Origin of the sequence: Chitinophaga sancti, assembly GCF_034087045.1 — a bacterium.
In the GTDB taxonomy this organism is placed as follows: Bacteria; Bacteroidota; Bacteroidia; order Chitinophagales; family Chitinophagaceae; genus Chitinophaga; species Chitinophaga sancti_B.
Map to the genome: position 1 here is coordinate 5742053 of NZ_CP139247.1, position 18786 is coordinate 5760838.

Annotated in this window: 16 protein-coding genes; 10 read left to right on the forward strand and 6 right to left on the reverse strand. The window is 40.5% G+C overall.

Going from position 1 to position 18786, the window contains the following annotated elements; all coding sequences use genetic code 11:
• Positions 1–182: 182 nt before the first annotated feature.
• The 3 genes from glgP to SIO70_RS23260 all read left to right on the forward strand — a co-directional run bounded on the left by glgP (position 183) and on the right by SIO70_RS23260 (position 7003).
• Positions 183–4145, forward strand: a complete 3963-nt coding sequence (gene glgP, locus SIO70_RS23250; RefSeq protein WP_320574768.1) for an alpha-glucan family phosphorylase — start codon at positions 183–185, stop codon at positions 4143–4145.
• Positions 4146–4288: 143 nt separating this feature from the next.
• Positions 4289–4864, forward strand: coding sequence for a hypothetical protein (locus SIO70_RS23255; protein WP_320574770.1), 576 nt, complete (start codon positions 4289–4291; stop codon positions 4862–4864).
• Positions 4865–5023: 159 nt separating this feature from the next.
• On the forward strand, positions 5024–7003 hold the full coding sequence (locus SIO70_RS23260) for an SEL1-like repeat protein (RefSeq protein WP_320574772.1): 1980 nt from the start codon (positions 5024–5026) through the stop codon (positions 7001–7003).
• Positions 7004–7119: 116 nt separating this feature from the next.
• Here the strand turns inward: SIO70_RS23260 and SIO70_RS23265 are convergent, their stop codons facing one another.
• The 3 genes from SIO70_RS23265 to SIO70_RS23275 all read right to left on the reverse strand — a co-directional run bounded on the left by SIO70_RS23265 (position 7120) and on the right by SIO70_RS23275 (position 10900).
• Positions 7120–8208, reverse strand: a complete 1089-nt coding sequence (locus SIO70_RS23265; protein ID WP_320574774.1) for a ketoacyl-ACP synthase III — start codon at positions 8206–8208, stop codon at positions 7120–7122.
• Between the two features lie 443 nt (positions 8209–8651).
• Positions 8652–10304, reverse strand: coding sequence for a hypothetical protein (locus SIO70_RS23270; protein WP_320574776.1), 1653 nt, complete (start codon positions 10302–10304; stop codon positions 8652–8654).
• Between the two features lie 41 nt (positions 10305–10345).
• Complete coding sequence (locus SIO70_RS23275; RefSeq protein WP_320574778.1) at positions 10346–10900, reverse strand: dihydrofolate reductase family protein; 555 nt, start codon at positions 10898–10900, stop codon at positions 10346–10348.
• Positions 10901–11207: 307 nt separating this feature from the next.
• Here SIO70_RS23275 and SIO70_RS23280 point away from each other — a divergent pair.
• The 4 genes from SIO70_RS23280 to SIO70_RS23295 all read left to right on the forward strand — a co-directional run bounded on the left by SIO70_RS23280 (position 11208) and on the right by SIO70_RS23295 (position 13466).
• Positions 11208–12340 (forward strand): IS630 family transposase gene (locus SIO70_RS23280; protein WP_320574779.1). Its coding sequence is split into 2 segments (ribosomal slippage): positions 11208–11631 and positions 11631–12340, totalling 1134 coding nucleotides; the frame shifts between segments, so codons are not numbered across the junction.
• 90 nt (positions 12341–12430) lie between these two features.
• Positions 12431–12712 (forward strand): RNA-binding protein, encoded by a 282-nt coding sequence (locus tag SIO70_RS23285; RefSeq protein WP_320574781.1) that lies wholly within the window; start codon positions 12431–12433, stop codon positions 12710–12712.
• A 59-nt stretch (positions 12713–12771) separates the two neighbouring features.
• Positions 12772–13038, forward strand: coding sequence for a hypothetical protein (locus tag SIO70_RS23290; RefSeq protein ID WP_320574783.1), 267 nt, complete (start codon positions 12772–12774; stop codon positions 13036–13038).
• Positions 13039–13160: 122 nt separating this feature from the next.
• A complete protein-coding gene (locus tag SIO70_RS23295) occupies positions 13161–13466 on the forward strand; it encodes a hypothetical protein (RefSeq protein WP_320574785.1) in 306 nt (101 codons plus the stop codon).
• Positions 13467–13618: 152 nt separating this feature from the next.
• On the opposite strand, the gene SIO70_RS23300 is transcribed toward SIO70_RS23295, so the two are convergent.
• The 3 genes from SIO70_RS23300 to SIO70_RS23310 all read right to left on the reverse strand — a co-directional run bounded on the left by SIO70_RS23300 (position 13619) and on the right by SIO70_RS23310 (position 16169).
• Complete coding sequence (locus SIO70_RS23300; protein WP_320574787.1) at positions 13619–14347, reverse strand: acyl-CoA desaturase; 729 nt, start codon at positions 14345–14347, stop codon at positions 13619–13621.
• Between the two features lie 203 nt (positions 14348–14550).
• Positions 14551–15045, reverse strand: coding sequence for a 5-(carboxyamino)imidazole ribonucleotide mutase (gene purE / locus SIO70_RS23305; protein ID WP_083727663.1), 495 nt, complete (start codon positions 15043–15045; stop codon positions 14551–14553).
• 5 nt (positions 15046–15050) lie between these two features.
• Positions 15051–16169: a 5-(carboxyamino)imidazole ribonucleotide synthase gene (locus SIO70_RS23310; RefSeq protein ID WP_320574791.1), complete on the reverse strand. Its 1119-nt coding sequence runs from the start codon at positions 16167–16169 to the stop codon at positions 15051–15053.
• 395 nt (positions 16170–16564) lie between these two features.
• On the opposite strand from SIO70_RS23310, the gene SIO70_RS23315 reads away from it, so the two are divergent.
• The 3 genes from SIO70_RS23315 (at position 16565) to SIO70_RS23325 (ending at position 18611) form a co-directional block, all read left to right on the forward strand.
• Positions 16565–16930 (forward strand): hypothetical protein, encoded by a 366-nt coding sequence (locus SIO70_RS23315; protein ID WP_320574793.1) that lies wholly within the window; start codon positions 16565–16567, stop codon positions 16928–16930.
• A gap of 112 nt (positions 16931–17042) precedes the next feature.
• The gene (locus SIO70_RS23320) at positions 17043–17474 is read left to right on the forward strand and encodes a hypothetical protein (RefSeq protein WP_320574795.1); all 432 of its coding nucleotides are present in this window, start codon (positions 17043–17045) and stop codon (positions 17472–17474) included.
• Positions 17475–17669: 195 nt separating this feature from the next.
• Positions 17670–18611 (forward strand): 3',5'-cyclic-nucleotide phosphodiesterase, encoded by a 942-nt coding sequence (locus SIO70_RS23325; protein WP_320574797.1) that lies wholly within the window; start codon positions 17670–17672, stop codon positions 18609–18611.
• The last annotated feature ends 175 nt before the right edge of the window (positions 18612–18786 follow it).

Here is an 18786-nt window from a genome sequence, read left to right on the forward strand (position 1 = left end):
AAAAGTCCTGGTCAACTTTCTTATAGAACTTGCTAAACCAGTTACCCAGGCACTGCAGGGACTGCTGAAAAAGTGCTGAAGGTAATTTTTAACAACGACTAAAAAAGCCATGGTAACAATCTACCAGTGGTTCATTCACCTGATTGATAAATCTGTCATTAAAAGCCCCTAAAATAATACTCATGCAACCTCCCGTAACACCCCTCCTATTCCCGGATTATCTTTTTGAAATAAGCTGGGAAGTATGTAATAAGGTAGGTGGTATTTATACAGTGATCAGCACCAAAGCATCCTTTCTACAACAAAAACTGGGTGACCACTATATTTTTATAGGTCCTGATCTCTTAAAACAAGAAGGTCAAAATAACGGCTTTATTGAAGATAAAAACCTGTTGAAAGCATGGAGTGAAAAAGCAGCCACAGAAGGGCTTAAAATAAAAACCGGGCGGTGGAATATAGCAGGATCTCCACTGGTTATCCTTATAGATTTCACCACCTTCTACGATAAAAAAAATGAAATTTTTGGCGCGTTATGGCAAAAATACAGGCTTGACTCCCTCACAGGAAAATGGGACTATATAGACCCCGCATTGTTTGGTTACGCAGCCGGAAATGTTATAGCCAGTTACTACCAGTTACACCTGAATGCTACAGATAAAATAGTTGCACAATTTCATGAATGGATGACCGGCGCAGGTATTTTATTTCTTGAACAAAACATACCACAGATCGCCACCATTTTCACCACCCATGCTACCGTACTGGGCAGAACATTGGCTGGCAGCGGGATCCCGGTGTATGCCTCAATAAATCAGATCAGACCTGATGAACAGGCCGCAACATACCAGGTGACCGCAAAACATTCTCTTGAAAAAACAGCCGCCAACATCGCCGATTGCTTTTGCTGTGTAAGTGATTTCACTGCCAGCGAATGCAGCTATTTCCTTGGTAAAACACCAGATATCATTACACCCAATGGCTTTCAGGCATTACCCGTAGCCGAAAATCAAAAAGCCATTTCACGTCATAAGCTCTTATCTGTGGCAGCTGATATCCTAAAGGAAACTTTGCCTGACAATACACTGCTCATCATAAAAAGTGGTCGGTATGAATTTCATAATAAAGGTATAGACCTCTTTATAAATGCAATAGGCGCGCTAAAGAAACAACCCCTTCCACTCAAAATAATAGCATTTCTTTTTATCCCTGCCGCCCATATGCCCATAAAAGAACAAACAAAGGATACGACAATCAATGTAGCAACCCATCATCCATATGCACCGGAAAGAGATGCCATATGCCAACTGCTACGTGAAAACAATCTGAATATACCTGACCATTCAAATATCAGCATTATATATGCCCCGATTTACCTGGATGGTAATGATGGTGTATTCAACATGCAATATTATGACCTCCTGCAGGGATTTGACCTCGCTATATTCCCCTCCTTCTATGAGCCATGGGGATATACCCCAATGGAAAGCCTGGCGTACGGAATACCAACTGTCACAACAGATCTGTCAGGCTTTGGTCAGTCTGTCAACCAGCTCAACCCTACAGAAAGAAAAGGCATTTTTATCCTGCAAAGAAAAAACATCAGTGATGATGTTGCTACAGACCAGCTGACCGGATATATCAGTCAGTTCGCAGGAACACCTGTCCCAGTGCGGGCTGAGTTGAGTAATAGCGCATTGCAGCTCAGTAAATATTATCAATGGCCCGCCCTACTTAAACATTACTTACAGGCATATCATCTAGCCCTGGCGGAAAGCCAGCAAAGAGAAGACTTATTCAGAAATAAGCCCTGTACGTTACCCGCAGATATTTCTTCCATTCAGGACTCAGTCCCTGCATGGAGAGAAATTCATATTTCGAATACACCTGCACCGGCATTGAATACCTGCAGGCTATCCGGTTATGATAACCGCGACGACGACCTCACTGTTGCCTACTTCTGCATGGAATACGGCATTGAATCTTCTTTCAGAATTTATTCAGGTGGTCTGGGCATACTGGCGGGAGATTATTTAAAGACCGCCAGCGATATGAATGTAAGACTTGTGGCAATAGGACTGTTTTACAGGGAAGGGTTCTTCAGACAACAATTATCCGATACAGGCATGCAGTCAGCAATTAATGACCAACAGGACCCTGCCAAACATGCCCTTGAAGAAGTAAAAAACAGTGATAATCAGCCATTGCAATTACTTATAACCTTTCCCGGAAGGCAAATACACATAAATGCATGGAAGATTCAAATAGGAAAAACATCACTATACCTGCTGGATACTGATGTTATTACGAATAATGAACAGGACAGGCTTATCACCTCCCGGCTTTACCCATCAGATAAAGAACAACGCCTGCAACAGGAAATAATATTAGGCATCGGAGGAGTATTGTTAATCCGGGCGCTGGGTCTCCCGATTGATGTATACCACTGTAATGAAGGGCATGCTGCCTTTATGGCATTAGAACGTATCAGTAATGCAATAAAAGACAATCACCTTTCCTTTGAAGAAGCTTTCGAAATAGTAAAATCCTCCCAGCTATTTACTACACACACCTCTATGGCATCATCTATTGATACATATAGCGAAACACTATTGCATAAATACTTTTCAGGTCTGCCAGAGAACTATTTTATCAGCTGGCAACAATTCATGAAATTGGGCAAAACAAATCCTTCAAACGACACCGAAGAATTTTCAATGTTCACCCTAGCTGCAAGAACTGCACAGGAAATTAATGCAGTAAGCCGTATTCATCAATTTGTCACTTCCGGTCTGCTCCATGCTGTATGGAAAGATATCCAACCTGATGAACTACCGCTTACATACATCACAAACGGTATTCATATCCCTACCTGGGCTTCAGAACAATGGCAACAACTATTACAGGAATGCGGCATTGACCTCAAAACAGGAAATGGGCCATGGGAGAAAATACGCTCTATTCAGGACGACCAGATCTGGGCACTTAGACTCAATGCTAAAAAACAATTCGTTCAATCGCTAAGATCCCTGCTGGATAAACAACAAGCCAGCCACCATCAGTCACAGGAGAAATATAATGCCATCACAGCACTCCTGCAACCCGACACAATTTTTATTGGTTTCGCCAGACGCATAACCGGGTATAAACGTTCTGATCTCTTATTTCAGAACATGGACAGACTCAGACAAATTATTTCAAATACCCGGCAACCAGTAGTAATAATTTTTTCAGGTAAGGCACATCCTGCAGACACAGATGGTCTCCGTATGTTGCAACATATTTACACCAATACCAATGATCCACATATCCTGTTCCTTGAAGACTACGATATGGACATTGCGCGCATGCTTGTACAGGGAGTGGACCTGTGGCTTAACTTTCCTGTCAGAGGCAAAGAAGCATCCGGCACCAGTGGCATGAAGGCGCTCATCAATGGTGCATTGAATTTTAGTACCCGTGATGGCTGGTGGGCAGAACAATATGCAGGTGACTGTGGCTGGGCATTAAAAGAAGAGGCTACAGATCAGGAAATACAGAATTCATTGGATGCGGAAGAAATATACAACATGCTTCAAAACGAGATCATTCCGCTCTATTATAAAAGGAATGAAAATGGTATACCAGTTAATTGGGTAGCCATGATAAAAAACAGTATGGCCAGATCAGGCCAGGCTATATCCATGACTAATATGCTGTCAAAATATAATTATATCTATAAAAAATTAAAAGACCGGACCATTGTTCTCGGCATAAACAATTTCCAACAGGCAAAACACCTTGCTGAATGGAAAGATAAAATACTGAATGGATGGGATAGCATTAAAATCATAGACGTAATACCAGACAAGAAACAGGTGCTTTCAGGAAAAGCAGGTGAACAATTGCACGCATCTATTACCATTGATACAGGTATGTTAACGTCAGACGATATCGGCGCGGAGATTTTATTTACACTTAAACATCCTGACACAGAAATGCTATTCAGAAAAACCCTCCAGTTGTGCCAAAAGCATGAAAAAGAATCGACTTTCAATGCCGATGTATTATTACAATATTCAGGTGAATACAAATTCGCATTCAGAATCTATGCAAAATACTATTCAATGATTTACAAAACAGAGATGCCATTTGTTAAATGGGCATAATGCCTCACATAAAAAGGTAAAATCATGATACAACCAATTAAATAACAATTATCATAAATATATTACGCTCCACTTAACATTTAATTACAAAAACAACTGGTAAAAAATCCACCCATTTACCAGATATGCCGTTTCTTTGTACCATGCTACAAATTCAGGACCTTATCCAGGCAGGACAAATTGATACTGCGATCCGGGAAACAGAAACAATGCTCGGCCAACTTTCACCAACCGACTTCCATTACGTGATCGGCAAAGACCTTCTACACCTAAAAAAACCGTTGACAGCATATTTCAACTATGTCTATACCATCCTGACGGAAGACGAGGAACTGGACATCAAGGCCCTATACCTGGAAATGAACAGTTTTACAACACAATACGACCAGTGGTTCCTGCATTTACTGGCTTACGAGTCACTTATGAACCGCGACACCCCCGACTGGCTGGCAGATTTCAGCGGAGAAGCCCCCAAAACCCTTACCATCACAGGATTTGAACCATTGCAGGAAGCCAACAAAAAATACATGGAATCCGAAAGTTACCGCAACGATCAATTGCGACAGGCATGCGAATTCCAGGAATATCTCGTCATACTCCGGGTGCAGGAACTCGTGATTGAAACCATCCGGGATAACAAAGGAAAAGCTCCCTGGGCAGAAATTCCTGTTTTCGTAGGGGCGCATGATTATGAAGATCTTATCTTTATGATCCATTAGTTCTCTTCCCCTTTCTCCTCCTGTTGAGACGCCTGTTTCAGACCTGATAGGCCCGGTATTTAACACCTGATAAAAATATTAAATTAACAGCGGGAACGAACTCTTCCCGTTGTTAGCCTTATATGATAGCCCCATTTAAAGAATTCTTACCTTTGCTGCATGTCGCACAGCGTATATTTAAGTAACACCAACTCCCCTTCAGGAAAAGACAGGAACGATATAATGATGATGGAATGGGAATATGAGATGCCACTGTTATTACAACCATTGCTAATAAGTGGAGGTTTCATTGAAAATGATATTTTATACTATGATGCCAAACCCGGTATCGAAAACCTGAAAAGATTTTACAACTTCCTGGATGCTACAAAGTCTCTCATTAACAATAAAAGCAACTTTACTGCATCAAAAAATAAGCTATTTAAATACCTGGACAGCCTGGACCAGCCTTATTTTAGCATGGATGCCCGGAACGTATTCAATATGGATGAGACATCACATAACGAACAGGCGGCTATCTGGCTGGCAGATATAGCGTATAACAATGCTATGATCACCAGTGCCATGGACAACAACGACATTTCCATGTTGTCTTACAACAAGCTCAAACATGTAAGCATGGCTTTTCATTCATTTGATGAACTCCTGAACTACGCGGATTATAATTATGGATGGAAGCTCATCCATGAAGGATCGGGAATGGAAGAAATTTACTATGAGAATGGATTATGGGGATTAAAAAGTGCTGAAGGAGAAATATTACTGCCTCCTCAATTTGAAGAATTTTATGAATTCAGTGAACAGGATATTGCGGTTGTAATGAAAGCGAAGAAATATGGCTATGTGAACAGATCAGGTAAGATCATAGTCCATCCGGAATGGGATGAGGCTTATGATTTTGATTATTCTCATCTGGCGATTGTTCAGCGAAATGGCCTTTTAGGACTCATCAACGTTTCGGGAGAAGTTGTTGTGGAACCAACATACGAAAACATTAACAAAGTCGGGTACAATGGTCAATACATTGCACAAAAGAATGGAAGCTGGGGTATACTGGCAGAAGATGCAACAGTGATCATCGATTTTAAATATGAAAAAATAGAACTGTTGCATGAAAATGTATTCCTGCTACTAAAAGATGGTTTTTACAGTCTTACTGAAAATGGTGAGCAGTTCGACCTGATAGTACGTAAAGCCCCTCCTCAGGGCTTTGCCTGGGCTATCAAGGGGAAGGAAGTTTACCTTATAGATAAATATGGAATATCAAGAGCAAATAAAGAGCTGGTTCAACAGGATGCCGAAAGTGATGGCTACAGTTTTTATTATGATAAAGTAGTGCGTGACAGGCTACTGGCATATGCAAAGACGCCTGATGAAGAAACTGTTATTGATGCCTACACACCGGTTGAAGAATTGTATAATATTGGCGTAGATGCTTATGCCAGGCAGGATTACCAGTCAGCAATTTATCACTACACACTTGCTGCTGAAAAAGGATATGGCTATGCGATGAATAACCTCGCGCATATTTATTACATGATAGAGGGATATGTAGATGATGACAAAGCATTTTACTGGTACGGAAAGGGTGCTGCTGCCCGCAATACAAATGCGATCAATGGATTAAGCCTATGCTATCAGAATGGCATAGGAACGCCCCCTGATATAGAAAAAGCCATTACACTATTGCAACAAGCAGCAGAGGATGGTATGGCAGCGGCACATAATAACCTTGGATTTCTGCTTTATGATACAGATCCTGAGCAGGCACTGTACCACTACCATCAGGCAGAGAAACTTGGAGAACCGGATTACGGTTGGCTGGGATACCTATATGAAGAAAACGGGAATTTTGATATCGCTCTCCGGTATTACCAGAAAGATGAATCTGAAATTGGTGCGTATAATCTGGGAATTTTTCACCAGCAGGGATTAGGTACCGCAAAAGACATAAAAGCAGCAATAGGATACTTTAAAACAGCGATAGAACGCGGTTATGTCAGGGGTCATATTGAACTGGCACAAATATACCTGTTTGAAGAGGGCTTTATCGATAAAGATCAGGCTAAGGTACATATTGAAGCAGCAGGAAAAGCAGGTCTTGAAATCCCTGGTGAATTAATACAAGGGTGTCAATAATGCCGCAATTATTTTGATCTGCCACGCTGATCAGTGGGTGGTTCAGTTTACCACCCGCTGATCCAGTTAATCCCATTGTTCGACCTGATTCTTTTTTCCATTACACTGTCCATCACTTAATAAGGAACACGGTAAGCTATAGCATTCATATTAACACCTGCACCTACAGAAGCAAATACAATATTCGTTCCTTTAGTAATCTTCTGATTTTCAAACTTACCCTTAATCATCAAATCGAAAAGTGTAGGAAGCGTTGCCACAGAGCTATTGCCCAGCCATGAAATCGTCATCGGCATAATGTCTACAGGTATCCGCTGTTCTTCTCCATATATATTAAAAAGTTCCCTCAGGATTGCTTCATCCATTTTTTCGTTAGCCTGGTGAATAAGCAGCTTATCAATGTCTGGAATGGAAAGCGAAGCTTTTTCAAGACAATCCTTAATTGTCAATGGAACAGTTTTCAAAACATTTTCATACAGTTTACGCCCGTTCATTTTTAAAAACAATGCATCACCTTCAAAATTAGGATTGTAGGAGCGTCCCATCCCCAACACGTAAGCCAGATCATCTGTATAAGATTTTGACACATGGGAAAGAATGCCAGCCTGAAGCGTGTCATACTGAGCTTCCAGTATTACAGCGCCCGCACCATCCGAATAGATCATACTATCCCTATCATGAGGATCACAGATCCGGGATAAAGTCTCTGCACCAATCACCATCACTCGTTTTGCGCTCCCGGATTTTATAAAAAAGTCAGCCTGGATAATACCCTGCAGCCACCCGGCACAGCCCCATGTCAAATCATAAGCTACAGTAAGAGGATTAATAATCCCCAGATGATGCTTTACTCTGGATGCTAACGCAGGCACAAAATCACTGCGCCTGTTGTCTGCCTTGATGTCTCCAAAATTATGGGCAACAATAATATAATCCAGACTTTCCGGGTCTATACCAGACGATTTTAATGCATCATCTGCGGCTAGTCCCGCGATGTCAGAAGCAACCAGGTCATCCGAAACATACCGGCGTTCTCTTATGCCGGTAATTTTACCAAACTGCTGGATGATATCTTTATTTGACTTCGACAAGGCTGTACCATCTTTGTCGTAAAAAATATGATGTAAGAAGTCATCGTTGGAGATCCGTAAAGTCGGAATATAGCTTCCGCTACCGATGATTACCGCATTTAAATATTTATCCATAATTATCCTTGATATAATGCGCCCGGATTGCTTGCTATCACTGACCGTCGAATTGGTTATTACAATTTGAACAAATGTAATACATTAAAATTTATTCTTTTATATAAGTTTACTTTTGAATCAGTAAGAACTGGATGCGAACAAAATCACTTAACTGTTGGAATTAAGATTCTTATCAACCTGTTCAAAGTACGATAAACAATCAACATATTATCGATTTTACTTCAGATGAGCCCTCTGCTAAAAAATATCAGGTGAAGTCAATTGATCTAAATATAGGTTCCAGGTTAATATACATTCCCATTGCAGTAAACTTACATCCAGTTTCCCTCAGCCACATGAATATCCCTCACTGCATGCAATATATTATGCTGGTAATGCTCCTGCTGATAATCACCTATAAACTTCAGCAGCAGCTTTTCAAGGAAATAGTGCCGGTGGATCTAATCATCTTGCAGTTTCAACACAATAGTTCCATGATCAGGTTTAATCCGGTATAACCCACCCATGGGATGTGTCTCCACTCTACCCTGCGTCACCGCCAGGTAATAAGTATGACCATCAAATGAATAAGTAGCACGTACACTATCCACCTGTTGAAAAGCAGTTTTCGCCCCTGTAGCCACATAAAGATCCAGAAACCAATTATCAGTATTGCTTTTGCCTGTGGTTATTATCAACTTGTTTTCCTGCAGATCGATTTCAAAACTACCCTTACTACCCGGCCAGGAAACATGTGTAGTGCTTTGTCCTGTATTACTAAATACCGGATCTCCCCCACTTACCTCCTGCTCATTGCCATCTTTTATTTCCATTAGTCTAAAACCCGCCGGATTATCACGTTCTCCCCATTGAAACCCATCTACTACAGGTAGCGTATAGAAGAAACTTTGATTCACCTTCGTTACACTATTTAAATATTTATCGGGTACGGCTTCATTAAACAAATGAATATCATCAATACGCAAATGCCCATTCATCCATAAAAGATTTGTACGGTAAAAACGGCTGTTGTACCAAATGGTTTTCTTATTGCTGGTATTCAGATCTCTTGTCACGGCAAAGGTGGTTGAAGGGGTTACCTTATACATTTGCCGGAACCAACGACCTGATTGCGCCATCGTTTCTACCTGTACTTTTCCTTCCTGCTTTAACCGTGCGATAATTGGCAGCTGCATTTCCAGCCCTTTCTGCATGGCAGCCCAGGTAAAAGAATTCTCCTGCCCTGCCTGTGTATAGTTAAAACCCAGCACCGGATCACTGGAAAAAATATCTAAGAACCAATGAACCCATTGTTCATTACCACCTGCATATGGATACACAGGTTCCAGTGTTGTTACCTTACCACCATCCGCATACTGCCGGATAGGATCACTACCCAACATTCTGAATACAGGCACAGGAAGCTGCTTTTCGGCATGCTGGGCAGGCATATAAGCATTGATGCGGCTTGGATAATAAGCCTGGTTCCAATACCCACCCCAAAGCGTAAATCCATCAGTACCTACCTGATCCTTACAATTGGCCGAAGCCACTATTTTATACTTATCATACATATAATTCAGGGAGTGTGCATCAATCACCCAGGAGGCTACTGATTTTGGATAGTATCCAAATATCTTTTTGAAGTCATTAAAATAAACATCGATAATCTTTTCGCGTTCTTCAGGCGTATAGCCAACAGAAAAACCAATATCTGAATGCCAGTCCCAGGCATATTTCCCTCTCCATTTAATACCTGCTTTTTCTATAAGTGGTTGCGGCAGTTCCCACCAGGCACCAATTTCAAACTGATCTTTGGGAAGGCTTTTAAGTAAACGCTGGTAACGGGGATCCATCAGCGCATCGTATTGCAGTAGAAAGGTGCCACCAAGATGGTATTGTTTCATCAATGCTACCTGTTTTTCCACCGTCTGGTAGAGTACGTCTTCAGTGATAGCAGGATCACGGGGTTCCAGCAATCGGATAAAATTGACGATATTCACAATCCTCCTTGAAGGAGTTACATCCATGCGATTTGACTGCCCATAAAAGGTATTTAATTGGGAAAAAAATAGCAGCAACACTAATAATGTGGAGCGATGAATTATTGGCATAATTGATTTTATTAAACATGAAATTCCTGAATACCCTAATTTTAAATCCTTTCATATCGTAGTGCCACGCACCCACTATTTAGCGTATTCGATGCTCCTAATTTTAAACCCAGGCATTCAGGCAGGGAGATTTCAGTAAACAAACGCCGTCCCTCCCCAACGATCACCGGGTGAACGACCATATGAAATTCATCTACCAGGTCCCATTCAATTAATCGGGCAGGTAACTCCACGCCCCCGGTGGATATCGCTTTGCCGGGCAACTGCTTTAGCCTGATAATCTCTTCCTTCAGGTTATCACGGATAATTATTGTCTGCTCATCATCTACATTGTTTATAGAATTCGAAACGACAACACGTTGAAGATTTGCAAACACCTTAGCAAATGCATTTCCAGCTTCATTCAATGATTGTGTTTGAGCAACTTCCGGCCAGAAAGGCACCATCAGATCATACGTTTTCCTTCCATAAATGATCAGATCCACACCCTCCAGCAATTCCCTGAAATAATCAAGGATATCATCTCCGCCGCTGAATTTGGTATGATCACAGCAACCATCCAAACTTAGGTTAATGCCATAAATCAGCTTCCTCATGGGATTAAGTTTATTGTGCTCAAAATAGTAAGTTTCAGCGAATGAATTTGCACTCACTATGGCTTATCTCATACATTTAAACACAGCTTGCATTAAAAAAATACAGGGAAATATTTGAATTGCCAGGGGGAAAAAGGACTAATATATCCCTTTAAATACCCCTTGAAAATAAATAAATTAGGCAGAGAACTATTTAAACCATACCTTTAAGAAGATTACAATTGAGATTTACGCATTAGTAAGCTAGTGTTATGTTAATTAATAATTGACGGTTACGAGTTGTATATTTGAGGAATATTTATCGAAGATGATACGCTATACCGTTAAATTGACAAAGAGTGAAGTTGAAGAATTACACAGCATAATAAATAAAGGTTCACATACTTCCCAAACCTTTCGTATGGCTTATATTTTATTAAATTGCGATGAGGGGAAGTACTCGGAAAAAGTGACTAATGAGCAAATAAGTAAGGTTTTGAAAGTAGGGATGCGCACAATAGATCGAGTTAAGAAGAAATTTATTGAAGAGGGTTTTGAAGGGGTATTAGAAAGACGACCTTCAACTCGTATTTATGAATCCAAAGTGGATGGAGATATAGAAGCGAAGTTAGTCACATTATGCTGTAGTGAGCCACCTAAGGGGTTTGCTAAATGGTCATTACGGCTGCTGGCAGACAAGATGGTTGAATTAAAGTATGTAGAAAGCATCTCCCATGTAACAGTAAGAAAGGTTTTAAAAAAAATGAACTTAAGCCATGGAAATTAAAAGGGTGGGTAATCCCCCCTCATTGTAATAGTGAATTTGTGGCAAGCATGGAGAATGTATTAGATGTATATAAGCGGCCTTATGATGCTGATTATCCTGTTGTTTGTATGGATGAGTCGCCAAAGCAGTTAGTCGATGAACTGAGAAAATCAGTTGCTATGAAGCCTGGTCAGGAAAGAAGAGTAGATTACGAGTTCGTAAGACATGGCATGGTAAATATATTCATGGCAAATGAACCATTGAAAGGGAGGCGTTTTGTAGAGGTAACAGCATTCAAAGCCAGAAAAGATTGGGCAATGTTTATTAAAGAAATCGCAGATAAGAAATATCCCAGAGCGAAAAAGATAACCCTGGTGATGGATAATTTTAAAACGCATACGGGTGCTGCATTTTATGAGACCTTTGAACCCAAAGAAGCCAAAAGGCTGTGTGACAGATTTGAATTCATCTATACCCCAAAACATGGAAGCTGGTTAAATATGGCCGAAATAGAATTGCACGTCTTGAATGGACAATGCCTGAACAGGCATATATCTACAATGGAGAAGGTGAAAGAAGAGGTCACTGAATGGCAAATTCACCGAAACAATAAAAACAGCCAAATAAACTGGCAATTCACCAACAAAGAAGCAAGAGTGAAGTTAAAAAGATTATATCCGTCAATTAACAATTAACATAACACTAGTTTTCTTTACAGCCTTCTTTTTTACCACCTGCATTATTACCTCAATCGATATTTTTCACAGATAAATAAATAGTACAAAATGGATATATATGTGTCCAACCTAAGTCCTTATGTTGTTAATGAGGACCTCACTAACCAGTTTTCTAAATTCGGCACTGTTAGTTCCGCAAATGTGATTATTGATAAATTCACTAATCGCAGCAGGGGATTCGGCTTTATTACCATGCCAGATGATACTGAAGCTGAAAAAGCTATTCAGGAAATGAACGGTGCTTCCATAGATGGAAAGGCAATCACGGCAAGTAAAGCTAAACCCAGGGAGGAAAAACCCGCCAGGTCTAATTACAACAACCGTTGGTAAATAAAAAAATTAATGACGTGAAAGGGCTTGTCCCTTCCACGTCATTAAAATACTAAAATATGACAGTAAGCGACATATATGAAAAATTATATAGCAGAGCTTATTACGATAAAACTGAGAATAATAAATTCAGATTTTTGAATAATTCTCTTTTTATCGACCGCCGTAGTATTGTACCCATTGTCATTCATATGCTGGATGGCATATTCTATATACAGGCATTTAAGCAAATCGCAAATGAAAGTTTGTTTCGTCTTGAGATAAATGAAGATGACATTAAGATATACAGCGCGTTAGACGATCACCCTTTATGGACGCTGGAATAATAGATAGATAGGCTGAGCCTACATACTCCACGATACATTCATCGACTCCCCCACCCCTTCTCACATAATTTTCAGAAATCAGCCACGCAAATTGATTGATTATTAATTAAAACAAAAAGTCTATGCAAAATAAAGCTGAAAACCTCCTTCATACTTTTGATGAGACAGCATATGTCTCCGTCAACCTGATCTATACAGAATTTCTGAATTCGATAAAACATGTTGACAGAATGAAAAATGAACACACAGTTCAATTGTGGATAGGTCAATATATGGGAAGGTTAAAGCAAGGACTTGAAGGTAAAGCGAAGGAATACATTTCCAGGAACAGGGATATTCCAACAATAGACTGGTTTCAAAAGAAAATAATTTACCTGATCAGTGTGCATCTGCAAGAGTTTTCACAGATGGTACGGTACAATCAATAATATTGAAGGCGATCACAATAGAAATGAATTTTGTTAAAAAGAAATGATCCTTCTGATTCGCTTAAACGGCTAACTGTTTTCATCAGGTAACCGAATAGAAAAGGGCTGTATCGCACGATACAGCCCTTTTTTTGTATTATATATACATGAATTTAAGCTCGCGCAAGTTTGATGATTTTGAAATATGAAAATAGCTTAATTACATAATAAACAGGATCAATTTCAAACCAACGACGGCCAAAATTCACAGAAGCCGGATGTTTATGATGATTGTTATGATAAGATTCGCCCAACATTAATACATCCACGAACAGTAAATTCATCGATGTATTTTTCAATTTGAAATTAATATACCCATACTTATGTGCAAACCAGTTAACGATCGCACCATGAAAAGCACCCATTGAAACAACAATTGGTAACAGCAAATACTGCCATGGACTTGTAGCAAACACTATAAAAAACAGGATGTATAGTGCAACCCACATTAATCGTGAAACGGTTCCATTTGCAAAACGATCCAAACGCTCCCAGGAAGGGACATTTTTTGTGTATCGTTCTTCTACATCCATTTTATGATGCAGTATATGCTGATAGACAGTTCTCGTATGCCACATCATAGCAAATATGTTGGACGAGTTAGAAGGCGAATGCGGATCCAAAGGTGTATCTGTATGTGCATGATGTAGCCTGTGCATGACGGCATATGCCCTGGGACTCATGTAGGATGAACCCTGTGTCACATACGTTACAATGAAAAAGAATCGTTCCCAGCCTTTACTCATCTCAAAAGCACCATGTGCTGCATACCTATGCTGAAAAAAAGTTTGCGAAAACAACGAAAGATACCAGATGGAAATAAAAAAGATAAGAATTATCATATTTAGAGAGTTTTTTCGGAGGACGCTGGAAATAAATCTCAAATATGCTCTGTTGGATAGATGAAAATATGTAGGCGTAATCTTTTAAAGTAATTGCATGAAGGTAACCTTTATAATGTTAAGAAAATGATAATGGATAAAACAATGATTTAAAAAGGGGAAGCCGCTCAAAGAGCGGCTTCCCCTTTTTAAAAAACGATCTTCTATTCTCGGTCTAAGGTTTCATTTTGCTTAGCAACCTTATCATTATTCTCCTTCTTCAACGCCGCCAGCTTCTCCCTCAGCGTACTATCAGCAGTCGCCAGGATCTGAACCGCCAGTAAACCAGCGTTACGTGCTCCATTCACACTAACCGTAGCTACAGGTATATCACCCGGCATTTGCACAATAGATAACAGGGAATCCCAACCATCCAGGGAGTTGGAAGACTTGATCGGCACACCAACTACAGGCAGGGTAGTAATAGCAGCCACCATCCCCGGAAGATGTGCGGCACCGCCAGCTCCTGCAATGATCACCTTCAAACCACGCTCTTCAGCGGTAGTTGCGTACTCAAACATTTTTTGGGGGGTGCGGTGTGCAGACACGACGTTAAACTCATAACCTACGTCAAATTTCTTTAACACCTCTATTGCCTGACGCATAATAGGCGCATCGGAACTACTGCCCATAATAATGCCTACTTCTACCTGTTTCATATTTATTAATTTAAAATTTCCCGAATAGTTTCAGCTTTTGAGGATATGTCTTCCATTGTGCTGCCTGTGATGGTAATATGACCTACTTTCCTGCCTAATCTGCTACCCTTTTTGCCATACCAGTGAAGATGCGCACCCGGAATGTCCAACAGGGAAGTGAATTTCTCCTGCCTGTTAGAAGACAGTGCAGCCGTTTGCAATATATTCAACATCATAGAAGGCAAATGCAGGGCAGTGTCTCCCAGGGGCAACCCTAATATTGCCCGGAGCAGTTGCTCGTATTGTGATGTAGTACTGGCTTCAATGGTGTGATGACCGCTGTTGTGAGGTCTTGGCGCCAGCTCATTCACTAAGATCTTATTATCTTTTGTAACAAACATTTCTACAGCAAGAATACCAACCAGGTTTAGCGCATTGGCGATATTTTCAGCAAGCGTGGTGGCTTCTTCCTGCAACCCTTCCGCTAACTGAGCAGGTGCTACCTGAGACTCAAGTACGAATTTTTCTTCGGAAAACACCATCATCACAGGATCATAGCATTTTACTGCGCCATGTTCATTTCTTGCTACGATTACGGCAATTTCGTGTTTAATATCCACCAACTCTTCCAGCACACCAGGCACGTCAAATGCATTGGCAATATCTGCAGCAGTCTTCAACATCATTACGCCATAACCGTCGTACCCGTCGCGCCGTTTTTTAAGACAGCCCGGTAATTTATTTTCGAGATTATTAAGATCATTTTTGCCTTCAACAGCTACACCTGGCACCACTGGTATATTGTGTGACAGGAGAAACTGTTTCTGGGTATATTTATCCTGGATCACTTGAATAGTATCCGGAGATGGAAATACCTTTTTTCCTTGCTTTTCCAGTTCGCGCAAGGCATCGATATTGACAGCTTCTATTTCGATAGTGATCACATCAAGCCCTTTGCCGAATGCCAGCACATCTTCATAAGATTTGGGATCGCCAATAGTAAAAGAAGAAGTATAACGGGAACAAGACGCGTTAGCATCTTTATCCAACACCGAAACGCTGAGGCCGAGATCGATGGCATGCCGTAAAAGCATACCTCCCAGCTGACCGCCTCCTAATATTCCTATTTTCAAATTTTCAAGCATAATCTTCAATTGGGATGCAAAGGTATAAAACTATTGCAAATGATCGTAATAGCATTGAATACCGACGAAATACCGGGATGTGAAAAATCGTGCAAACGCCCTACCTGCGGGCATTTTACCTTATAAGGTAATAATTAACCCAAATCCCCTGACTAAACCTTTTTGGGAAATATCCCTGAATTCTCTTTTATATCTCCGAAATTCATATTATTATTACATAATATATTATAATAATCCCTATTCAACTGTAAGCGGACAATATCACACCCATACCTATATTAATTACGACATGAATAGTACCCTATCCCAGGAGCAAAAGGAGGAATTAAGACATTCATTTTTGCAGCCCGGCTTTACAATCGATGTAGCAGTCAGGAAATTGATGTCCTGGGGCTTTGATGAATACGGCAAAACAACTAATCCTTGCTGAATTTCAAACATTTAAGAAAGAATATTTTCATCAAAAAGTAAAAAAGGAGGAGAACGGAAAAACCAGGGAGGCCCTCTTTGTTATAGTTGCGATGCTATCCATGGCCGGCCCTGTTTTTGGCATTCAATCCCTTCTGTGGCATATAGCCGTCATTATCATTTCGGGCATAGCTGGTTATTGGATGTTTACAGCCAAACCCATCGCCGGTATTGTGGGGGCCATCGCATTTGCCATCGTGCTTCCACTGGCCTATAACTTCTATTTTTCAGGTAGAACGACTTACCTGAATATTGAAGTGTTAATTCCCATGTTGAATGCCACCAGGTGGTAGTGGCGGTACACCTTCCGGGAAATGAAACGGTGAAGGAGCTGCATATCACATAAATAAAAAACAGCAGAACCAGCTGGTACAATGATCAGGCAAGATATCCTATCTTTGCCCGATGTTTGGGATATTAGATAAATACAAAACACAGCAACATTTCTTCCTCACGCCAGAAAAAGATCTACAGACAGTATGTAATGCGCCTGCTGATAAGAGTGGGGTATACGTAGTCTATGCATTGAAAAAAGGAAGAGTGGAGCTGATCTACATCGGAAATGCCGGAAAAATTGAAAAAGACGGTACCCTCTCTAATAAAAAGGGAGGATTGAAAGATGAAATAATCAATAGCCCACAGTTTGGTAAAACACCTGCACATATTGCCTGGAAAAAACAGATGATCCGGGAGAATATTGAAGCATTAAATATATACTGGTACGTAACCTACGATACCGACGTTAAAGACTGCCCCGAAGTGTTAAAACGGAACTTACTACGGCAACACCTGGATATCTTTGGGATATTCCCGAAGTGGAATAAAGCCGTCTCTTAAATATGAACTTTATCATCCTGCAAAAGTAAAAACAGCAGATGAAAACGGGTATGCCCTCCTTCACACTGAAAGCATTGCCGGCAACAGGTCTTATGTAGAAAAGATACTAAAAACAATGAATGGAAAACAACTCTCGATTTTGCAAAAGAATTGAACTGGGAGTATCTCATTCCATTATAAGAAAAATAATCGCTGATGAAAAATATCTTAACAATAGCAGGTATCCTACTTTGTCAATTTGCATACGCGCAAACTTCGTTCAAAGTGATACCACTGGGTGTGAAAGGAGGTACTGATGAAAGCAATCTTTCTGCTTATATGATCGCTCCGCAGGGAAGTGAAGATTATGTATGCCTGGATGCGGGCACCGTAAATTATGGCATTCAAAAAGCCATACAGGCGAAACTATTACATGGTACCCCCACTGAGGTATTGAGGCGAAATGTAAAAGGTTTTCTGATCTCCCATGGTCATCTTGATCATCTGGCCGGTATGATCATCAATTCACCGGATGATAGTACGAAGCATATTTATGGGCTGGATTATTGCCTGGATATATTAAGAGATAAATATTTTTCCTGGAAAAGCTGGGCTAATTTTGCTAATGAAGGCGAGAAACCGGCTCTTGGCAAATATCACTATACAGTACTGACACCAGGTACCGAAGCACCTTTGCAAAACACAGCTATGCAGGTCACCGCTTATCCGCTCAGCCATTCTAATCCTTACCAGAGTACAGCGTTCCTGGTTCGGCATGAAGAAGCATATTTACTATACCTGGGTGATACTGGCGCGGATGCTGTAGAACATTCTGATAAACTGCACCAGCTATGGGAACAGGCAGCACCCTTGTTGAAAGCCAAAAAACTAAAGGCTATTTTTATAGAAGTATCTTTTGATAACCAGCAACCGGATAAACAATTATTCGGACATCTTACTCCACACTGGCTGATGTCGGAGCTACAGGATTTAGCGTCTCTTGCTGGTACGGAGGCGTTGAAGGGCTTTCCGGTAGTGATCACGCATATCAAACCAGGTGGTAATCGCGAGCAACTGATACGGGAGCAATTAAAGGCGAACAATCCTTTGCAGGTTAAATTGATAGTTCCTGAGCAGGCTAAATTAATTCGTCTATAAGGCCATTATTTTTCAAATAGAAAAATATAAGCCCGTTCACGTATAGTGCGGTAGCATATGTAGATGAGTATGATGGTTAAAAATATAATGGCATTACTACGATTGAGAAAAAGACTGATTATTAAATGAGTAATGATATTCCCTACCTTTGCCCGCAATAACTCATACACAACGA

Bases quoted from the DNA above. Each gene is read 5' to 3' on its own strand.
- SIO70_RS23285 (WP_320574781.1), top strand. From the start codon at position 12,431: ATGGATATATATGTGTCCAACCTAAGTCCTTATGTTGTTAATGAGGAC.
- SIO70_RS23270 (WP_320574776.1), bottom strand. From the start codon at position 10,304: ATGCCAATAATTCATCGCTCCACATTATTAGTGTTGCTGCTATTTTTT.
- SIO70_RS23300 (WP_320574787.1), bottom strand. From the start codon at position 14,347: ATGATAATTCTTATCTTTTTTATTTCCATCTGGTATCTTTCGTTGTTT.
- SIO70_RS23275 (WP_320574778.1), bottom strand. From the start codon at position 10,900: ATGAGGAAGCTGATTTATGGCATTAACCTAAGTTTGGATGGTTGCTGT.
- SIO70_RS23290 (WP_320574783.1), top strand. From the start codon at position 12,772: ATGACAGTAAGCGACATATATGAAAAATTATATAGCAGAGCTTATTAC.
- SIO70_RS23295 (WP_320574785.1), top strand. From the start codon at position 13,161: ATGCAAAATAAAGCTGAAAACCTCCTTCATACTTTTGATGAGACAGCA.
- glgP (WP_320574768.1), top strand. From the start codon at position 183: ATGCAACCTCCCGTAACACCCCTCCTATTCCCGGATTATCTTTTTGAA.
- SIO70_RS23255 (WP_320574770.1), top strand. From the start codon at position 4,289: ATGCTACAAATTCAGGACCTTATCCAGGCAGGACAAATTGATACTGCG.
- purE (WP_083727663.1), bottom strand. From the start codon at position 15,045: ATGAAACAGGTAGAAGTAGGCATTATTATGGGCAGTAGTTCCGATGCG.
- SIO70_RS23325 (WP_320574797.1), top strand. From the start codon at position 17,670: ATGAAAAATATCTTAACAATAGCAGGTATCCTACTTTGTCAATTTGCA.
- SIO70_RS23320 (WP_320574795.1), top strand. From the start codon at position 17,043: ATGTTTGGGATATTAGATAAATACAAAACACAGCAACATTTCTTCCTC.
- SIO70_RS23260 (WP_320574772.1), top strand. From the start codon at position 5,024: ATGTCGCACAGCGTATATTTAAGTAACACCAACTCCCCTTCAGGAAAA.
- SIO70_RS23310 (WP_320574791.1), bottom strand. From the start codon at position 16,169: ATGCTTGAAAATTTGAAAATAGGAATATTAGGAGGCGGTCAGCTGGGA.
- SIO70_RS23265 (WP_320574774.1), bottom strand. From the start codon at position 8,208: ATGGATAAATATTTAAATGCGGTAATCATCGGTAGCGGAAGCTATATT.